The sequence below is a fragment of the Streptomyces albus subsp. chlorinus genome, assembly GCF_013302895.1.
Lineage (GTDB): Bacteria > Actinomycetota > Actinomycetes > Streptomycetales > Streptomycetaceae > Streptomyces > Streptomyces chlorinus.
Window position 1 is genome coordinate 6,220,168 of record NZ_VJOK01000001.1, and the last position, 16,362, is coordinate 6,236,529.

A 16,362-nucleotide genomic window follows, 5' to 3' on the forward strand; every position below is an offset into this window, starting at 1 on the left:
GCGCGGACGGCCGCCCCGGCTGCCGCCCGCTCGTTCCGCGCGGCAGGCTCGGTATCCAGCTCTACACCGTCCGCGACCAGATCCAGAAGCTGGGCTTCGCCACCGTCTTCAAGGAGCTGGAGCGCTACGGCTACGACTCCGTGGAGTTCGCCGGCTACACCCAGGGCACCGGTGACCTCACCCTGCGGCAGCTCAGGCGCCTGCTGCGGGAGCACGGGCTGCGCGGCATCGGCAGCCACGTCGGCTACTGGTCAGGCGATCCGGACGCCTACACCTTCGCCACCCAGCTGGAGAAGGTCGTCGACGACGCCGCCGCGCTCGGACTCCCGCACGTGGGCACGGCCGCGAGCCCGGACCGCTACGGCCGCACCGTGGACGCCTGGAAGCGGGCGTCCGAGGACTTCAACACCTACGGCGCGGCGGCCCGTGCCCGCGGGCTGAAGTTCTACCAGCACAACCACCAGATGGAGTTCGGCTTCGCCGAGGACAGGCCCGACGTGCGCCTCTACGACGTCCTGCTGGCCGAGACCGACCCCGAACTGGTCTATCTGGAGATGGACATCTACTGGGCGTTCGCCGGCAAGCACCGCTTCAGCGTCCGCCCCGACGGCACCCCGGCCCCCTTCGACCCGGTCGACTACGTCCTGGCGGCCCCGCACCGCTACCCCCTCTTCCACGTCAAGGACGGCGAACACGACGAGGCATCGCCCGACGGCTACCGCATGGTCGACGTCGGTGACGGCGACATCGACTACGAGCGCTTCCTCGGCACCGTCCTCAAGCGGCACCGGGGCCGTGCCGACCACCACTGGCTGATGGAGCGCGACGACGCCGTGGACCCGGCCGCCAACCCGGCCGGCTCCCTCACCTCGGCCCGCCGCTCGGCCGCCTACCTGCGCGGCAAGAGGTAGCCGCCACCGGCACGTCCGTATGCCGGTACAAAAAGGGCATTTCCGGGCAATCCATCAGCAAACCCAGGTGAGAAGCACTCCCAACCCTTGGTATCGTTACGGGCGTCGCCACGGCAGCCCGGCTCCGTGGCACAGCCCGGTCCGGGTGGCGGAATGGTAGACGCGCTAGCTTGAGGTGCTAGTGCCCTTTATCGGGCGTGGGGGTTCGAGTCCCCCCTCGGACACACATCGTAGGCGTACCATGCACATCTGCTTTCGGGCCGTGACTCCCTCGTCACGGCCCTTTCGCTGTCCCACCCGCCCGCCTACCGCCAAAGTTGAGGCGCGTATCGAACCAGTGGTGGACGACGCCCGGTCGCACCCGGCCTAGCCTGCGGAGCAGGAAGTGAACAGGGGGGGCGCACATGACCGACAACGGCACTTTCGAAGAGGCGAAGCGAAGGGCGGAGTTCATCCAACGCCTCTCGGACGACTGCTGGCACGCCTTGGACGCGTCCTGCCGCACCATGGACGACGACGCCTGGGTCGGGCCGGTCGCCCGGCGCTTCCACGAGGTCATCCGGGCCGACCAGCGCGAGTTGTGGGCCCAATTGTCCAAGGCGGTCCGGGACGCCGAGGCGAAACTCGCGACGATTCCCCGGCCATGACCCATCCGGTGGGAAGCCCCCATTTCTCCGGTGCCAAGATGCCCGCCTTCGACGACTTGGTGAACGCGCACACCCGTGCCGCATCAGTCCTCGAACAGTGCGCCGATGACCTGTGGACCGAGTTGGTCAGAATGCGTGTCGACTCCGCACCCGCCCAGCGGATACGCGCCATCGCCGAACGGGTCCGCGGCCAGGTGACGGAATTGCGGAGGCGCCAGAGCCTGGTGCACGCGATGCAGCGGCAGGGGGGTGGTGCACGGTTGTGCACGGTCCAGGGCACCTACTGGACCTTGCCCGACACTCTGTCGGGCAAGGTTCCGATGCCCGTGCCGGGCTCGCCGCCCGTCGAGCCGGTGAAGCTCTCCTTCGAGCTCCGGGAGGCAACCGTCCTGCCCCGGCCCGGGCGGCTGCGTCCGGACGGCACTCCCTTCTCCCCCGAGGAGGACGCGGTCCTCAGCTGGCTGGAGGCGCACCGGGTCACCATCATCGAGGAAGCCCGGAAATGGAACGTCTCTCCTCAGTCGATCGCTGCCGCCATTTCCTGGGAAGCCATGCTGAACGTGAGGGAGCCCCCCGACGATCTGGCTGCCGGCTGGGGATTCAGCAACAAGCTGCCGAACGCGTCGTTCGGGCCGGGCAAGGTGCACGCCAATTTCCCCCTCGTCAACCAGATCGAGAAGCGGGGCTACCTCCCCCGCAGATCCGTCCGGGAACGGGAATTGCTGCTCAAGAGCGACGAGGGGTCCATTCGGTACATCGCCGCGATCATGGGGGCGTTCTCCAAAGCGGCGGAGGACGGCTGGAAAGGGCCCCGGCCCTACAGCATCCGCTACAACGTGCCGATGCTCACCCAGCTGTACCAGGGATACGACCTGGAGAAGTGGGAGAAGAACCTTCGCGAGAGAGAAAAAGCAGGGAACTGGGACCCGCCGGGGTTCGGGGACGAGATGGCGGTCTGGGCCAGCCGGAACCAGGAATTCCTTGACGCCGTCCTGCCCCGGCATCCCTGGCGGACGGACCCCGTACCCGCGCCGCCGGTCCCGCGCCCGGGCGCGCCGGACACTCCGCTGCCGACGACCATGCCCAGCCCCACCCCCCGGTCGTGATCCGGAGAGGGGACGGCGCCCCCGCGGCACAGGAGCAGGCAGCCGCAGGCGCGAGCGACATCACGGGGCGAGTGCACCGACCACGGGATGACCGGGGCCGGGGGCCGCGGTCCGCCGTTCACGTGCGCAGGGTGACAGACGGTGCGTGGCCGTAGCGCTGGCGGTACCAGTGTGCGAAGCGGCCCAGGTTGGAGAAGCCCCAGCGGAAGGCGATCTCCGCGACGGTGACCGGCCCGTCGGCGTCGGCGGCCAGCAGGTCGCGGTGGGCGCGCTCCAGGCGGACCTGGCGGAGGTAGGCCAGCGGTGTACAGCCGACGTACCGGCGGAACGCCTCCTGCAGGGCGCGGGGGCTGAGCCGGGCCGCCACGGCGAGGTCGGAGAGGCTCAGCGGCTGGTCGCTGCGTTCCTCGATGAGCTGGATGGCCCTGCGGACGGCGGGGTGTGCCACGTTCCCGATGTGCCGTGCCGGCTCGGAGTCGGGCAGCAGGCGGTGCGTCGCCATCAGGGTCGCGGCGGCGGCCTGGGTGAGCTGTGCCGCCACCAGTGGATTGGCGTGGGCCACGCCTCCGGACATCACTTCCCGGTGCACTGCCGCGGAGATCCCCGACCAGCTCTCCGCCGCCGCCGGGGACACCGCGCCGCCCAGCGCGAACCGTGCCCGTACCGGCTCCTCGCGCCCCAGCGCCTCGCCCGCCGCCCGGTCGACCACCTCCCGCGAGAGTCTGAGCGTCGTCATACGGGCGCCGGGGCTCCAGAAGACCTTGAACCTGCGGTGCGGGTCGAGGACGTAGGTGTCCCCGACGTCCACGTACTGCTCCTCGCGCCCGGGCGACTCGACCCGGACCCTGCCCTTGTGGACCTGGCAGACCAGCAGGTACGTCGTGAGCGGCTCGGGCGCCACCAGCGTCTCCGTGCCGTAGCTCAGCGCGGACAGGGTGACTCCGGGAAAGCTCCCCTCCGCGTACCACGCGGTGAAGTCCTGCGGTCTGCTCAAGGCGCGCAGCTCGTACGGGCTGTACGCCGTGCTGATCATCTCGCGCGTCTCGTCCAGATCGTCGCTGCGGACGAGCGTCCGCATCCGGCTGTCCTCGGCAGCGGGCGCGTTCATCAGAGCTTCCTCACTCACCGTCGCGTTTTTCGGCCAGGCACCGCGTAACGCGGCTAGCTCGCCCCTACCGCAGTGAGTAACGTTCTGATTCCCAGGAGTCAAACTCCGCCCGATGGCGCGGAGTTCGCACAGGCCACTATCGGCCATCCTGGAGCCGTACCGCGCCTGGGGATCGGGGGACCCCAGCGCGATACTGGCAGGGCCCCGAGCCGGTTCCTCCGGCTCGGGGCCCTGTTGATGCGTCCGTTGGTGCGCTCCGCCTCCCCGGGCGTCAGCCCTCCGCGCCTGCGGGGCCGGTCCCGGACGCGGTCCCGGGTCCGGTGAGACGCCGGAGCACGGACCGCAGCAGCGCGTTGAACTCCGCGGGCTGCTCCACGTGCGGCATGTGGCCGGACTCCTCCATGATGTGGACCTCGCCGTTCGGGGCCAGCTCCGCGAGGGTCTCGGACACCTCCACGGGGATCTCCGCGTCGAGTTCGCCGTGGATGAAGACCGCGGGCACGGTCAGCTCCTCGATGGTGTGCCGGGGGTTGTTGCGCACCGCGTCGGTGAGGATCTCGTCGATGCGGTCCGAGGAGCCGAGGATCTGCCGGGCCGTCCACTCCAGCAGCGACGGGTCGGCCAGCGGCCCGTACCAGTCGACGACCCACTGCCGTACCGTTTCCTCCCGGTCGGTGCGCAGCGCCTTCCGCAGTTCGACGAGACGTTCCGCCTTCCGCTCCGCGGGCCAGTACCCGGGGCCGTCGACGGCGACCACCGCGCGGACGGTCGCGGGCTTGCGCCTGGCCGCCTCCAGGACGATCGCGGCCCCGGCCGAACAGCCCACCAGCACCGGGTCGTCCAGCTTCAGCGTGGCCGCCAGCCCCAGCACGTCGTCCGCCAGCTGCGCGATCGTGCTGTCGTCCGCAGGCCGTCCGGAGCGTCCGCACCCGCGCCAGTCGGGCGTGACGACCCGGTGGTCCCGGGCGAACTCCTCGACCTGCGCGCTCCACACCGAACCGCACGTGCCCCAGCCGTGCAGCAGGATCAGCGGCTGTCCCGCTCCCCGGTCCTCGTAGAACAGCTCGATGCGGTTGACGGTCGCGTAGGGCACGGATCCTCCTGGCGGTGCGGCACATGACGGGACGCGGTGCGGGGGGACGGACGGGGACGGACAGCGGAACGGAACGAACAAGCAGGGCCCCGAGCCGGAGTACCGGCTCGGGGCCTCGCCGCACGACGCCGGGTCCCCCGATCCCGGCTGCGTGACAGCCCCAGGCACGACCGCGCCTGCCTGGCGTGATGTCCTACCCCCGTGGCAACTCCACGGTCAGGCACGGCAGGTGACGCCTGGGACCCAGGACGCTACTCACGGTGCGGGGAGCGGGCTAGCCGGGGAGCGCGGCGCGTGGCCGGATAACGCGCCCGCCGAGGAGCGGCACCGGCACTGCGCCGCCGCCCTCACCCGTCCTCCGCGCCCGCGTTCCAGGCCCGGTCCGCGAGGAGGCGCAGGCCGTTGAGGCCGACGAGGACGGTGGAGCCCTCGTGGCCCGCGACGCCGAGAGGCAGCGGGAGAGTGCCGGCCAGGTCCCAGACGACGAGGCCGGCGATGAAGACGCCGGCGATGACCAGGTTCTGGACCACCAGGCGGCGGGCGCGGCGGGACAGGCGCAGGAGGCGGGGGATCGCCGCGAGTTCGTCCCGGACGACGACGGCGTCGGCGCTCTCCAGGGCGAGGTCCGAGCCGGTGCCGCCCATGGCCACCCCGGCGTGGGCGGCGGCGAGCGCGGGCGCGTCGTTGACGCCGTCGCCGACCACCAGGACCCGGCCGCCGGCGCGTCCCAGCTCCCCGACGGCCGCGACCTTGTCCTGGGGCAGCAGCCCGGCCCTGACATCGGTGATGCCGACCTCGCCGGCGAGGCGGTCAGCGGCGCGCGCGTTGTCGCCGGTCAGCAGCACGGGCGGGCGTCCGGCCAGGGCGGTGAGGCTGGTGACGGCCGCCGCGGCGTCCGGGCGCAGGCGGTCGGCGATGCCGAGGATCCCTGCCGGGGCGCCGTCCACGAGGACGAGGACGGCGGTGCTCCCCGCCGCCTCCAGCCGCGCGGCCGCGGCCCGCGCCGGTGAGAGAGCGCTGTGCGGGGAGGTGTTCTCGCGAGGGGAGGTGCTCCCGTGCGGGGAGGTGCTCTCGTACGGGGAGGCGCTTCCGTGCGGGGAGGTGATCCCGTCCGGTGCGGCGTTCCTGTCCGGTGCGGCGTTTCCGTCCGGTGGGGTGTTGCCGCCCGAAGGGGTGTTGCCGTCCGAGGAGGTGCTGCCGTCGCCGGTCAGGCGGGCCGGGCTGCCGACGCGGACCGTGCGGCCCTCCACGGTGGCGGTGACCCCGGTGCCGGGTGAGGAGGTGAAGCCGACCGCCGTCGGCAGGGTCAGGCCGCGGTCGCGGGCGGCGTCGACGACGGCCCGCGCGAGGGGGTGCTCGCTGGGGTGTTCGGCGGCGGCTGCCAGCCGGAGCACCGTCTCCTCGCCGTACCCGTACCCGTACCCGGACCCGGACCCGGACCCGGGTACGGACGCGGGTAGCGGGCACACCTCGGTGACCCGCGGGGTGCCCTCGGTGAGGGTGCCGGTCTTGTCCATCGCGATGGTGTCCGCCTGCGCCAGCCGTTCCATCACCACGGCGGACTTCACCAGTACGCCGTGGCGTCCGGCGTTGGCGATCGCCGAGAGCAGCGGCGGCATGGTGGCCAGGACGACCGCGCAGGGCGAGGCGACGATCATGAAGGTCATCGCCCGCAGCAGCGTCGGCTGGAGGGCGGCGCCCCACAGCAGCGGGACGGTGAACAGGGCCACCGTCGCGGCCACCATGGCGAGGCTGTAGCGCTGTTCCACCTTCTCGATGAACAGCTGCGTCGGCGCCTTGGTCCGCGAGGCCTCCTCGACCATCGCCACGATGCGGGCCAGCACGGAGTCCGACGGGTCCCGCCGCACCTCGACGCGCAGCGCGCCGGCGCCGTTGAGGGTACCGGCGAAGACCTCGTCGCCGGTCTGCTTGGTGACCGGCAGCGGTTCGCCGGTGATGGTGGCCTGGTCGACCTCGCTGACCCCGCCGAGCACCCGCCCGTCGGCGCCGATGTGCTCGCCGGGCCGCACCAGCAGCGTGTCGCCGACGGCCAGCCGGCCGGTGGCCACCACCTCCTCGCGGCCGTCCGCGGTGAGCCGGGTCGCGGTGGCGGGGGCCAGGTCGAGCAGCCCGCGTACGGAGTCGGCGGTGCGCGCGGTGGCGATCGCCTCCAGCGCGCCCGAGGTCGCGAAGATGACGATGAGCAGCGCGCCGTCGAGGACCTGGCCGATCGCCGCCGCGCCCAGGGCGGCGACCACCATCAGCAGGTCGACGTCCAGCGTCCGCTCCCGCAGCGCGCGCAGCCCCTCCCAGCCGGGCTCCCAGCCCCCGGTGGCGTATGTCAGGGCGAACAGCGGTCCCCAGAGCCAGCCGGGCGCGCCGAGCAGGTAGGCCGGGAGCGCGAGCAGGAAGGTGGCCAGCGCCGCCAGGGCCCAGCGGGCCTCGGGTACGGCGAACACCCGGGTGCGGCCGGGCGGCGCGGCCCGGGGTGCGTCGGGTGCGGGGGTCTCGGGACGCGGGGCGTCGGGGGAGAGCACGGAGGCCATACGAGGGCAGCCCTTCGCGGAGGTTGCGGTCCTCCCACCACCATACAGGAATGCATGAACAGCTATTCATTAGTGGGCCTCCGTAGACTGGCCGCATGGGCCACGGAGCGAACCCCCCGACGACGGCGACGCCGCGCACGCGTCTCACCGCGCAGACCGCACAGCAGGTGGCCACCACCCTCCAGGCCCTCTCCACCCCCTCCCGGCTGCTGATCCTCGCCCGGCTGCGCGAGGGCCCGCTGGCGGCCACCGAACTCGCCGCGGAGGTCGGCATGGAGCAGTCCGCCTGCTCCCACCAGCTGCGGCTGCTGCGCAATCTCGGCCTGGTGGTCGGCACCCGCAAGGGGCGCTCGGTGGTCTACTCGCTGCACGACAACCACGTCGCCGAGCTGCTCGACCAGGCCCTCTACCACGTCGAGCACCGGCGCCTGGGCCTGCCCGACACCCCGGCCGCCGGGGAGTGACCGGCCGCAACACGGGCGGGGGGCGCAACACGGGCGGGCCCGCCGGTACGCCGTGCCGCGGTGACGGGGCGTCAGCTCGATAGGCTCCCGGTGAGCAGTCCCCTGGCGGCCCGGGCCGGTGCGCCCGGCGCGGTGCGCGGCGGCGGAGGGAGCGGTATGGCGACCGGCAGGCATGTGAAGCGCGTCGGAACACTGGTGGCCGGAGGGCTGCTGGTGCTCGTGGGGCTGGTGCTGCTCGTGCTGCCCGGACCCGGTCTGCTCCTCGTCTTCGCCGGGCTGGTCGTCCTCGCCCGCGAGTTCCCCGGGCTGAACCGGTACGTGGTCCCGGTGCGGGCCCGCGCCCTCCAGGCGGCGGAGGAGAGCGTCTCCTCCCCGCTGCGGCTGGCCGGTTCCGTGCTCGCCGTGCTCGGCCTGCTGGCGGCGGGCGTGGCGTGGGGCACGGTTCCCCAGCTCCCGTTCAGCGGCTGGAGCGCCGGCTCCGGCCTGATCCTCGCCGCCTTCCTCCTGGCCGGCCTCCTGGTGTGGAGCCACCGGCGCGTGGCCGCCCGACGGGCCGGAAAGTGACCTCCGGCTCCACCGGATCGGATAGGGGGGCTCCGCTCAGCTGCCGGCCTGGTGCGCGCCGTCCTCCGCGGGTACGGGGGAGGGGAGCGGGGTCGTCGACGCCCTGATCGGACTGTGGCCCGCACCCGTCACCTCCGAGCGCTGACGAAGCGTCGGCAGACCGCTGACCGAGCGCCGGCGGAGGGTCGGACGGGCGCCGAGCGGGAGCGCTGACGGGTGCGTGTGTGCGGGCAGGGCGGTGACGCGCACCTCGTTCCGTCTCCAGTTGTTGTGAACTTGTTCATACAGGTGGTCTTCCCGGGGGCCGGGTGTCCTTGACAGACTCGCAGGACCTCGATCATCCCCCACCCTTGTGAGGTCAGCGGACACATGCCAGAACTCAACCGCCGCAGGTTCCTCCAGATCGCCGGTGCCACCGCGGGCTTCACTGCCCTGTCCAGCAGCATCGAGCGCGCCGCCGCCATCCCTGCGGCCCGCCGCTCCGGCACCCTCCAGGACGTCGAGCACATCGTCGTCCTGATGCAGGAGAACCGGTCCTTCGACCACTACTTCGGCTCCCTGCGCGGCGTTCGCGGCTTCGGCGACCCGCGGCCGATGGCACCGGCGGGCACCAAGACGGTCTGGCACCAGTCCGACGGCTCCAAGGACGTGCTCCCCTACCGCCCGGACGCCGACAACCTGGGTATGCGGTTCATCGCCGGTCTCAACCACGACTGGGCGGGCGGGCACCAGGCATGGAACGGGGGCAGGTACGACCAGTGGATACCGGCCAAGGGCCCCGGCACCATGGCGTATCTGACCCGCGAGGACATCCCCTTCCACTACGCCCTCGCCGACGCCTTCACCCTCTGCGACGCCTACCACTGCTCGATGATCGGGGCCACCGACCCCAACCGCTACTACATGTGGACGGGCCACTCCGGCAACGACGGCAAGGGCGGCGGCCCCGTCCTCGGCAACGAGGAGGCCGGGTACGGCTGGACGACCTACCCGGAGCGGCTGGAGGAGGCGGGGATCTCCTGGAAGATCTACCAGGACGTCGGCGACGGCCTCGACAAGGACGGCGGCTGGGGCTGGATCGAGGACGCCTACCGGGGCAACTACGGCGACAACTCGCTGCTGTGGTTCACCCGCTACCAGAACGCCCGGCCCGGTGACCCCCTCTACGACAAGGCCCGCACCGGCACCGACGCCAAGAAGGGCGACGGCTTCTTCGACATCCTCCGCGCCGACGTCAAGGCGGGGAAGCTCCCGCAGATCTCCTGGATCGCCGCCCCCGAGGCGTTCACCGAACACCCCAACTTCCCCGCCAACTACGGCGCCTGGTACATCTCCCAGGTGCTGGACGCCCTCACCTCCAACCCCGAGGTGTGGGCGAAGACGGCACTGTTCATCACCTACGACGAGAACGACGGCTACTTCGACCACGTCGTACCGCCCTATCCGCCGGCCTCCGCCGCGCAGGGCCGCTCCACCGTCCCCACCGGGCTGGACCTCTACAAGGGCGGCGTGAAGGGCTACGAGCCGGGCCCCTACGGGCTGGGGCAGCGGGTGCCCATGCTGGTCGTCTCCCCGTGGAGCACCGGCGGCTACGTGTGCTCCGAACTCTTCGACCACACCTCGATCCTGCGCTTCATGGAGCGCCGCTTCGGCGTCCACGAGCCGCACATCTCGCCCTGGCGGCGCGCCATCTGCGGCGATCTGACCTCGGCGTTCGACTTCAGCCTCAAGGACACCGAGCCCGCCTCCCTGCCCGGCACGGACGCCTACGAGCCGCCGGACCACGAGCGGCACGACAGCTATGTGCCCAAGCCGCCCGCCGAACCGGTGCTGCCCAAGCAGGAGGCGGGCTCCCGCCGCACCCGCCCGCTGCGCTACGCCCCGAAGGCGGACGGGGCGGCGAAGGCGGACGAGGGGAAGTTCACCCTCTCCTTCAGCGGCGGCCCGCACGCCGGTGCCTTCTTCCTGGTCACCTCCGCCAACCGCGCGGACGGCCCCTGGTCGTACACCACCGAGGCCGGCAAGGAGCTGTCGGACACCTGGAACACCGCCTACTCCGGCGGCTCCTACGATCTGACGGTGCACGGCCCGAACGGCTTCCTGCGCACCTTCAGGGGCCGCGGTAGAACAGCGGGCCCCGAGGTGAGTGCCCGCCACCTCGCGGACAGCGGCGACATCGAGCTGACCCTGACCAACACCGGCAAGAGCGACTGCGTGCTGAAGGTGACCAACGCCTATGGCGGGGCCGCGGAGACCCACAAGGTGAAGGCGGGCGGCCGTGTCGTGCGGACGGTCGGCCTGCGCCGCGGCAAGCGCTGGTACGACCTGACGGTCTCCGCCGACACCGACTCCTCCTGGCACCGCCGCCTGGCGGGCCATGTGGAGACGGGAGCCGAGGGCGTCAGCGATCCGGCCATCCGCACGGCCTGACCCCGTTCCGCTGGTACGGACCGGCCCCCGTCATCCCTGGGGCCGGTCCGGTCACGCAGCACCGCACCCGCCCTCCGTCGGGGGACGGCCCCTGGGGTCTGTTGTGAAAGTGCTGGTCACAGCCACTCGTTGATGGCTGCGACTAGCCCTGGCGGGTGCATCTCCTGGCGGCCGGGGAGGCGGCCCGCCGGGCCGGGGTACGGGTGCGGGGCGCGGACGCACACCGCCAGGCGGGAGGACGGGTGGAGCTGGACGCTGTCGCCGACGAGCTGTACGGGTTGCCGCCCGGCGATTTCACCGCGGCCCGCGACCGTCGGGCCCGGGAGGCGCGCGCGGCCGGGCAGCGGGAACTGGCCGGGCGGATCCACCGGCTGCGCCGCCCCACCCTGGCGGCCTGGGCCAGCAATCTCCTGGTCCGGCGGCAACCGGACGAGGCCCGTCTGCTCCTGGAACTCGGCGAGGCGCTGCGCCGGGCCCACCGCGACCTGGACGGCGCGCAGCTGCGGGAGCTGTCCGCGCGGCAGCACCACGTCACCGCGCAGCTGGCCCGGCAGGCCACGCGGCTGGCGGCCGAGGAGGGGCAGCGTGTCAGCGACGCCGCGCAGCGCGAGGTGGCCGAGACGCTCCATGCCGCGCTGGCCGACCCGGACGCCGGGAAGGAGTGGGCGGCGGGGCGGCTGGCCCGTCCCCTGGCCGCACCGGTCGGCTTCGGCACCGGAACCCCCGCCCCGACGGCCACCCCCGCCTCCGCCCCGCCGGAGAAGGAGCCGCGCCCGGGGAAGGAGCCGCGCCCGGAGAAGAAACCGCGCCCGGGGAAGGGGCACCGGCCGGGGGAGGAGCCGGTGCCGGAACGGCAGCGCGAGCAGCGGGAGCGCCGAGACCGGGGCGAGCGGGAAGAGCGGGAGCGGAAGCAACGGGAACGGGGACGGCAGGAACGGGAGCAGCGGGAGCGGGCTCGCGCGCGGGTGCGCGAGGCTGAGCGTGCGCTGCGCGCCGGTGAGAAGGAGCGCGACGAGGCCAGGAGCGAGGCGGCCCGCGCCGAAGAACGGCAGCACCGGTCCGAGGAGCATGTCGCAGAGCTGGAAGAACGCCTCCGGCAGGCCAAGGACGGCCGCCGGGAGGCGCGGACCGCCGTCCGCGAGGCCACCACCCGGCTGCGCCGTGCCGAACGCGAGGCCGAGACGGCGCGGACCCGCCTCCAGGACGCCGAGGCCGACGCGGGACAGCGCACAGAGGACCGCCCGTCCCCGCCCCGCCGCCGGTCGCGCTGATCCGCGCGGAGGGCCCACGACGACAGGCCGCGTCGCGGGGCGCGTACACACAAGCCTGCCAGCGCAGCCCGCTGCATCCCGCAGCAACCCGCAGCGGACCGGCCCGCCACCGCGTCCCAGCTTCTTCGGAGGGGTACCGCACCAGCAGCCCAGACTCCTCGGAAGGCGAAAGGAACCCGCCCCTCCCGCAGTGAGCGCACGCCGTGCGGACCGCCCGCCGGTGCGGACCGCCTCGTCGGCGCGGGCCGGTCAGGTCCGTGCCGTCAGCTCTTGCCGGGTTCCTCGTCCCGTTCGCCCTCCGCCTGGGAGGGGGTGGTGCGGGGGCAGTCGGGGTGCTGTTCCGGCTTGCGGCGTTCGGGGGGCGCTCCGCGGCGGACCTCCCACACCTCGTCGTCGCGCTCGCCCTCGGCCTGCGAGGGGAGGGGGGTCTGGTCAGTCATCGTGATCTCCTCTCGGAGACGGCGCTGCACGGCCGTGCCTGTCCTCCCCGCCGGGTACCCAGCCGGGAGCGCGTGTCTCGTGCGGCGCGGAGGTTTCCGCCGCTTCCGCCGGAGCGGGCGGGACCGCCGGCGTCACCGGAGGGTGACGGTGAAGGTGCGTCCGTAAGCGTGCCGTGTCCGGACGCGGAGGAGCGTGCCGCCGGGGGCGGGGCGGACCTCGACGCCCGCGTCGGCCGTGGCGCGGCGCAGGCGGCGCCCGCGCAGCAGGAGGGTGAGGGTGTCGCGGCGCATGGTGGGGTCGGAGGCGGCGACGGTGACGCCGCCGCCCCGGCCGTGGCGCACGAGGACCGAGGCGGGACCATCGATCCCGAGGCCCGCGACCGTGTGCCGGCCGCGCCCGAAGGCGTTGACGGCGAGCAGGCCCAGACCGGTGTGCCGGAGGGCTTGCAGGCGGACGGTGTTGGCCAGGACGGCGAGGGGTTCCCGGGTGCGGTAGGCGCGCAGGACGCGCTCGGATGCGTGCGGGACGAGTGCGTAGGCGAACGAGCGCGGCGCGGAGCCCGCCTCCTGGCGGTGCGTGACGTGGAAGAGGCGGCGAGTGGCGGCGGTGTCGGGGTTCGCCGTGCGGACGACGCGGCGGCTGCGGGTGACGGTCTCCAGGCCGACGGTGACCGGGTACGGGTCCTCGTCCAGGAAGACGTACCCCACCGAGGTGCCCCGGGTCCGGTCGGCGTACCGCAGCCGGCGCAGGCGTGCCGTGCCGCTGCCGGACCAGTCGCCGCCCCCGGCGCGTTCCCCGGTGATCTCGATGGTGTCGTCGGGATCGGCGGCGCGGGCGTCCACCGTCGTCGTCACCGCACGGCCGCCCCGGTCGCCCACCCCGGCCGCCAGCACCACGATCTCCTCGTCCAGCAGGAACCAGGACTTGGTCGCCGTCGCGTTCCGGTACACCGCGAAGTCCTCGGGCAGCCGCGCGCGCCGGGCGTAGGCGACATCGTCGGACTGCACCATGCCGACGGCACCGTAGGCGTCCAGCACGGCGCCGCCGGAGTGGCGGGCGGTACCGCGCGGGAAGTACACGTAGGTGTTCTGCGACTCCGACGAGGGGGTGAAGTGGAGCGGGTGGCCGGGGTTGTCGTAGTAGGGCTTCCCGTACAGCTCGGGGACGGTGCGGCGCTGTTCGACGGGTGCGGTGACCCCGGCCAGGCCGTACGGGGAGACGGTCGTGAAGTAGTCGGCGCCGAACGCCTGTGCCTGGTCCTGGCCGGACAGGTAGAGGTAGTGGGCGCCGTCGCCCTGGAACCAGGGCATCAGGTTCTCGCCGCTCATGTACTCGTACTTGCTGATCCGCTCGGAGCTGCGCGCGAGCGCGAACGCGAAGCCCGGCCGCCGGTGCACCGTCCGGTCCATGGCGTTGAACGCGGTGCAGCGTGCCGCCGGATTCAGGTCCCGGGCGGGCACCGATACGTCGTCCATCAGCGCCGCGTAGCGCACCACCGTCAGCGGTGAGCCGAACCGGGCCGGGTCGGGCGGCGCGGCCGAGGAGGTCGCCAGGTGTTTGACGTAGCCCCGCAGCGCGGCGGCCCGCTCCCCGTCCGCGTACGCCGCCAGATCGGTGACGGCTTCCGCGACGGCGGCACCGTCCGCGTATCCGCCGCCCGTGCGCGAGACGGCCCGGCCCTTGACGATCTCCATCATCCAGCCCTCGAAGAGGACGGGCGCGAAACCGTCGCTCACCCAGCGGTCGATGACCGGCACCAGGGCCCCGGTGTCCGCGTAGCCGGTGCCGTCGAGGAACGCCAGTGTCTGCACGGCCCGCGCGAGCAGCGCCTTCCCGTACGACCCGGTGTAGGCGACGGAGGCGTGCTGGAGGAACGAACCGTCCGCGTAGTGCCCGTCGGTGACGCCGTGCCGCAGGTGGTACGGGTCGATCGTGGCGTAGACGGTGAGCTGGTCCTCCAGCGCCTTGCGGATACGCGCCTCGTCGCGCAGGAGAGCGCCCTGGAGGATGCGGTTGGTGGTGATGTCGGCGAGGTTGGCCCCCGTGTGGAACCGGGAGTCGAGATCCACGTCGCCGTTCTTGCCGTTGCGCAGATAGGCGTCCATGGACGCGACGCAGGCCCGGGTCAGCTCCGGTCGCTGCGCGCCCAGTTCGTCCGCGAGCAGGACCAGTGTGGCCGTCAGGCTGGTGGAGATGCCGATCTCCCAGGTGAACCAGTTGCCGTAGTAGCCCTTCGACTGGTCGCCGTAGTAGCGCTCATGGAGGAGCGCCAGACCGTCGGTGACGCGGCGCCGGGCGGCGGCGCCTCCGCTCCCGCGCCCCGGCGCGCACGCGGCGGCGGCGATCTCGTACAGCATCCGGAAGGACGCGCCCAGGTTCGCGTCGCTGCCGCCCAGGGGCAGCCCCGCGAACAGTTCGCCCTCGCCCGCCGCGTCCATCTTCGCCAGATGGGCGTCGGCGGCCCTGGCCATGGCCGCCAGCTTGGGGGCCGTCTCCGGGCGCGCGTTGGACTCGGCGGTCCCGGCGAAGAGCCCGGCCGCGTTGGCGAGCAGCCGTTCGACGCCGCCTCCTTCGCGGGCGGTGGCGGCCACCGCGCCGGAGGGGATCACCGCTGCCAGACCGGCGGCGGACAGGAGGGACAGGACATGTCTGCGCGTGATCTCCATGGGGCTCGCTCCCCCCGGAAGCCGGACCGACGTGGCGCAGTCAAACACCGGGACGTCCACCCGGCAAGGAGCCGCGCGCGATCCCCCTCAGGACGCGCGCGGGGCCTGGACCTGCCGGCGGGCCCGCCCGCCGTCCGCTCTCACCGCCGGCCGGGCGGCAGCAGCCCCTCCCGCTGGGCCCGCAGCACGGTGGCCAGCCGGTCGTTGGTGCCCAGCTTCCGGTAGAGGCTCTCCACGTGCTTGTGCACGGTCCGCACCGAGATGCCGAGACGGCGCCCGATGGCGGCGGCGGGCAGCGCCTCACCGAGCAGCGTGAGGACCGTGATCTCCCGAGGCGTCAGCCGAAGGTCCGCCGCGCGCTCGGCGGCACGCGCGGCGGCGGTGTCGGGCCGGCCACCTGGGCCTTCGCCGCTGTCTTCGCCGCCGGCGGTACCGGCGCCCCCGCCGGCCCGGGGCTCCGCCGTCCGCGCCCGGTTCAGCGCCCGCCAGCGGCACAGCAGGTCGAAATGGCTGTCCAAGCCGGACAGCAGCGGCTGCACCTGCCGTGCCCGCGCCGCGTCACGGCTGCTGAAGTCCGCGTCCGTCCGGTAGACGAGATACCCCCGCACCACCGGCGCGGGCGTGGGCAGCGGGATTCCCAGGACGTCACGGGCACCCAGTGCCCGGCGCGTGTGCCGGGCCGTCTCGCTGCGCTCCCATCCCCGGACGCCGACGATCTGCCGCGCCGCCGCCGGTGTGCGGTCCTTCGACGCGCCGTAGCGGCCCGCGAAGGGATAGCCCCGCCGGATGACGCGGAGGCTCTCCTCGTCCACCTCCCACAACCGGGTCCCGCCCATGGCCCGGACCCGGAGCCACCCGGCGGTCTCGTCCCAGTCACCCGCCTTGTGCACCCCGAGATCACCGCCGAGGACCTGGAGCAACTCGTCGTGGATCAGCCCGCTCAACCGCTCGGGGTCCCGCTCGTGCAGCGCGGCGATCGCCAGGTCCGTCATCCGCCGCAGCGAACGGGAGCACACTTCCGACCCGCTGGACACGCCGCCACCTCCGCCTTGCGTTCTGTCACCCGTACCACCGGCCCCGGCGGCCGCTGGAACATGGTGCCTGGCGACGGGGGC

The 16,362-nt window shown here is 73.1% G+C and carries 13 protein-coding genes and 1 tRNA gene; 8 read left to right on the forward strand and 6 right to left on the reverse strand.

Going from position 1 to position 16,362, the window contains the following annotated elements:
• The 4 genes from FM076_RS26975 to FM076_RS26990 form a co-directional block, all read left to right on the forward strand.
• Nucleotides 1–911, forward strand: a 911-nt coding sequence (locus FM076_RS26975; protein WP_173873486.1) for a sugar phosphate isomerase/epimerase family protein, incomplete at its 5' end; no start/stop codon positions are given.
• Between the two features lie 139 nt (nt 912–1,050).
• A tRNA-Leu gene (locus FM076_RS26980) sits at nt 1,051–1,135 on the forward strand.
• A 180-nt stretch (nt 1,136–1,315) separates the two neighbouring features.
• Nucleotides 1,316–1,558: a hypothetical protein gene (locus FM076_RS26985; RefSeq protein WP_173873487.1), complete on the forward strand. Its 243-nt coding sequence runs from the start codon at nt 1,316–1,318 to the stop codon at nt 1,556–1,558.
• Complete coding sequence (locus tag FM076_RS26990; protein WP_173873488.1) at nt 1,555–2,664, forward strand: hypothetical protein; 1,110 nt, start codon at nt 1,555–1,557, stop codon at nt 2,662–2,664. Before FM076_RS26985 ends, FM076_RS26990 begins: the two co-directional genes overlap by 4 nt.
• A 118-nt stretch (nt 2,665–2,782) precedes the next feature.
• Here FM076_RS26990 and FM076_RS26995 read toward each other — a convergent pair whose 3' ends face one another.
• From FM076_RS26995 to FM076_RS27005, 3 genes are all read right to left on the reverse strand, one after another.
• Nucleotides 2,783–3,772, reverse strand: coding sequence for an AraC family transcriptional regulator (locus FM076_RS26995; protein ID WP_173873489.1), 990 nt, complete (start codon nt 3,770–3,772; stop codon nt 2,783–2,785).
• Nucleotides 3,773–4,043: 271 nt separating this feature from the next.
• Nucleotides 4,044–4,865: an alpha/beta fold hydrolase gene (locus FM076_RS27000; RefSeq protein WP_173873490.1), complete on the reverse strand. Its 822-nt coding sequence runs from the start codon at nt 4,863–4,865 to the stop codon at nt 4,044–4,046.
• 347 nt (nt 4,866–5,212) lie between these two features.
• Nucleotides 5,213–7,411 carry a heavy metal translocating P-type ATPase gene (locus tag FM076_RS27005; protein ID WP_173873491.1) on the reverse strand — a complete coding sequence of 733 codons (2,199 nt, stop codon included), beginning with the start codon at nt 7,409–7,411 and terminating at the stop codon, nt 5,213–5,215.
• Nucleotides 7,412–7,506: 95 nt separating this feature from the next.
• Here FM076_RS27005 and FM076_RS27010 point away from each other — a divergent pair, with 95 nt between their 5' ends.
• The 4 genes from FM076_RS27010 (at nt 7,507) to FM076_RS27025 (ending at nt 12,140) form a co-directional block, all read left to right on the forward strand.
• Nucleotides 7,507–7,875 carry an ArsR/SmtB family transcription factor gene (locus FM076_RS27010; protein ID WP_173873492.1) on the forward strand — a complete coding sequence of 123 codons (369 nt, stop codon included), beginning with the start codon at nt 7,507–7,509 and terminating at the stop codon, nt 7,873–7,875.
• 90 nt (nt 7,876–7,965) lie between these two features.
• A complete protein-coding gene (locus FM076_RS27015) occupies nt 7,966–8,439 on the forward strand; it encodes a PGPGW domain-containing protein (protein ID WP_345945252.1) in 474 nt (157 codons plus the stop codon).
• A 369-nt stretch (nt 8,440–8,808) separates the two neighbouring features.
• Complete coding sequence (locus tag FM076_RS27020; protein WP_173873493.1) at nt 8,809–10,869, forward strand: phosphocholine-specific phospholipase C; 2,061 nt, start codon at nt 8,809–8,811, stop codon at nt 10,867–10,869.
• A 155-nt stretch (nt 10,870–11,024) separates the two neighbouring features.
• Nucleotides 11,025–12,140, forward strand: a complete 1,116-nt coding sequence (locus FM076_RS27025; RefSeq protein ID WP_173873494.1) for a hypothetical protein — start codon at nt 11,025–11,027, stop codon at nt 12,138–12,140.
• A 263-nt stretch (nt 12,141–12,403) separates the two neighbouring features.
• On the opposite strand, the gene FM076_RS27030 is transcribed toward FM076_RS27025, so the two are convergent.
• The 3 genes from FM076_RS27030 to FM076_RS27040 form a co-directional block, all read right to left on the reverse strand.
• Entirely contained in the window at nt 12,404–12,580 is a 177-nt protein-coding gene (locus tag FM076_RS27030; RefSeq protein ID WP_173873495.1) for a hypothetical protein, read from the reverse strand.
• A 132-nt stretch (nt 12,581–12,712) separates the two neighbouring features.
• Nucleotides 12,713–15,247 (reverse strand): polysaccharide lyase family 8 super-sandwich domain-containing protein, encoded by a 2,535-nt coding sequence (locus FM076_RS27035; RefSeq protein ID WP_173873496.1) that lies wholly within the window; start codon nt 15,245–15,247, stop codon nt 12,713–12,715.
• Between the two features lie 140 nt (nt 15,248–15,387).
• The gene (locus FM076_RS27040; protein ID WP_345945253.1) at nt 15,388–16,281 is read right to left on the reverse strand and encodes a helix-turn-helix transcriptional regulator; all 894 of its coding nucleotides are present in this window, start codon (nt 16,279–16,281) and stop codon (nt 15,388–15,390) included.
• Between the last annotated feature and the right edge of the window lie 81 nt (nt 16,282–16,362).

What these genes read in the sequence shown, in the direction of transcription:
- FM076_RS26985 (WP_173873487.1), top strand. Translation starts at nt 1,316, where the DNA reads ATGACCGACAACGGCACTTTCGAAGAGGCGAAGCGAAGGGCGGAGTTC.
- FM076_RS26990 (WP_173873488.1), top strand. Translation starts at nt 1,555, where the DNA reads ATGACCCATCCGGTGGGAAGCCCCCATTTCTCCGGTGCCAAGATGCCC.
- FM076_RS26995 (WP_173873489.1), bottom strand. Translation starts at nt 3,772, where the DNA reads ATGAACGCGCCCGCTGCCGAGGACAGCCGGATGCGGACGCTCGTCCGC.
- FM076_RS27005 (WP_173873491.1), bottom strand. Translation starts at nt 7,411, where the DNA reads ATGGCCTCCGTGCTCTCCCCCGACGCCCCGCGTCCCGAGACCCCCGCA.
- FM076_RS27010 (WP_173873492.1), top strand. Translation starts at nt 7,507, where the DNA reads ATGGGCCACGGAGCGAACCCCCCGACGACGGCGACGCCGCGCACGCGT.
- FM076_RS27020 (WP_173873493.1), top strand. Translation starts at nt 8,809, where the DNA reads ATGCCAGAACTCAACCGCCGCAGGTTCCTCCAGATCGCCGGTGCCACC.
- FM076_RS27030 (WP_173873495.1), bottom strand. Translation starts at nt 12,580, where the DNA reads ATGACTGACCAGACCCCCCTCCCCTCGCAGGCCGAGGGCGAGCGCGAC.
- FM076_RS27035 (WP_173873496.1), bottom strand. Translation starts at nt 15,247, where the DNA reads ATGGAGATCACGCGCAGACATGTCCTGTCCCTCCTGTCCGCCGCCGGT.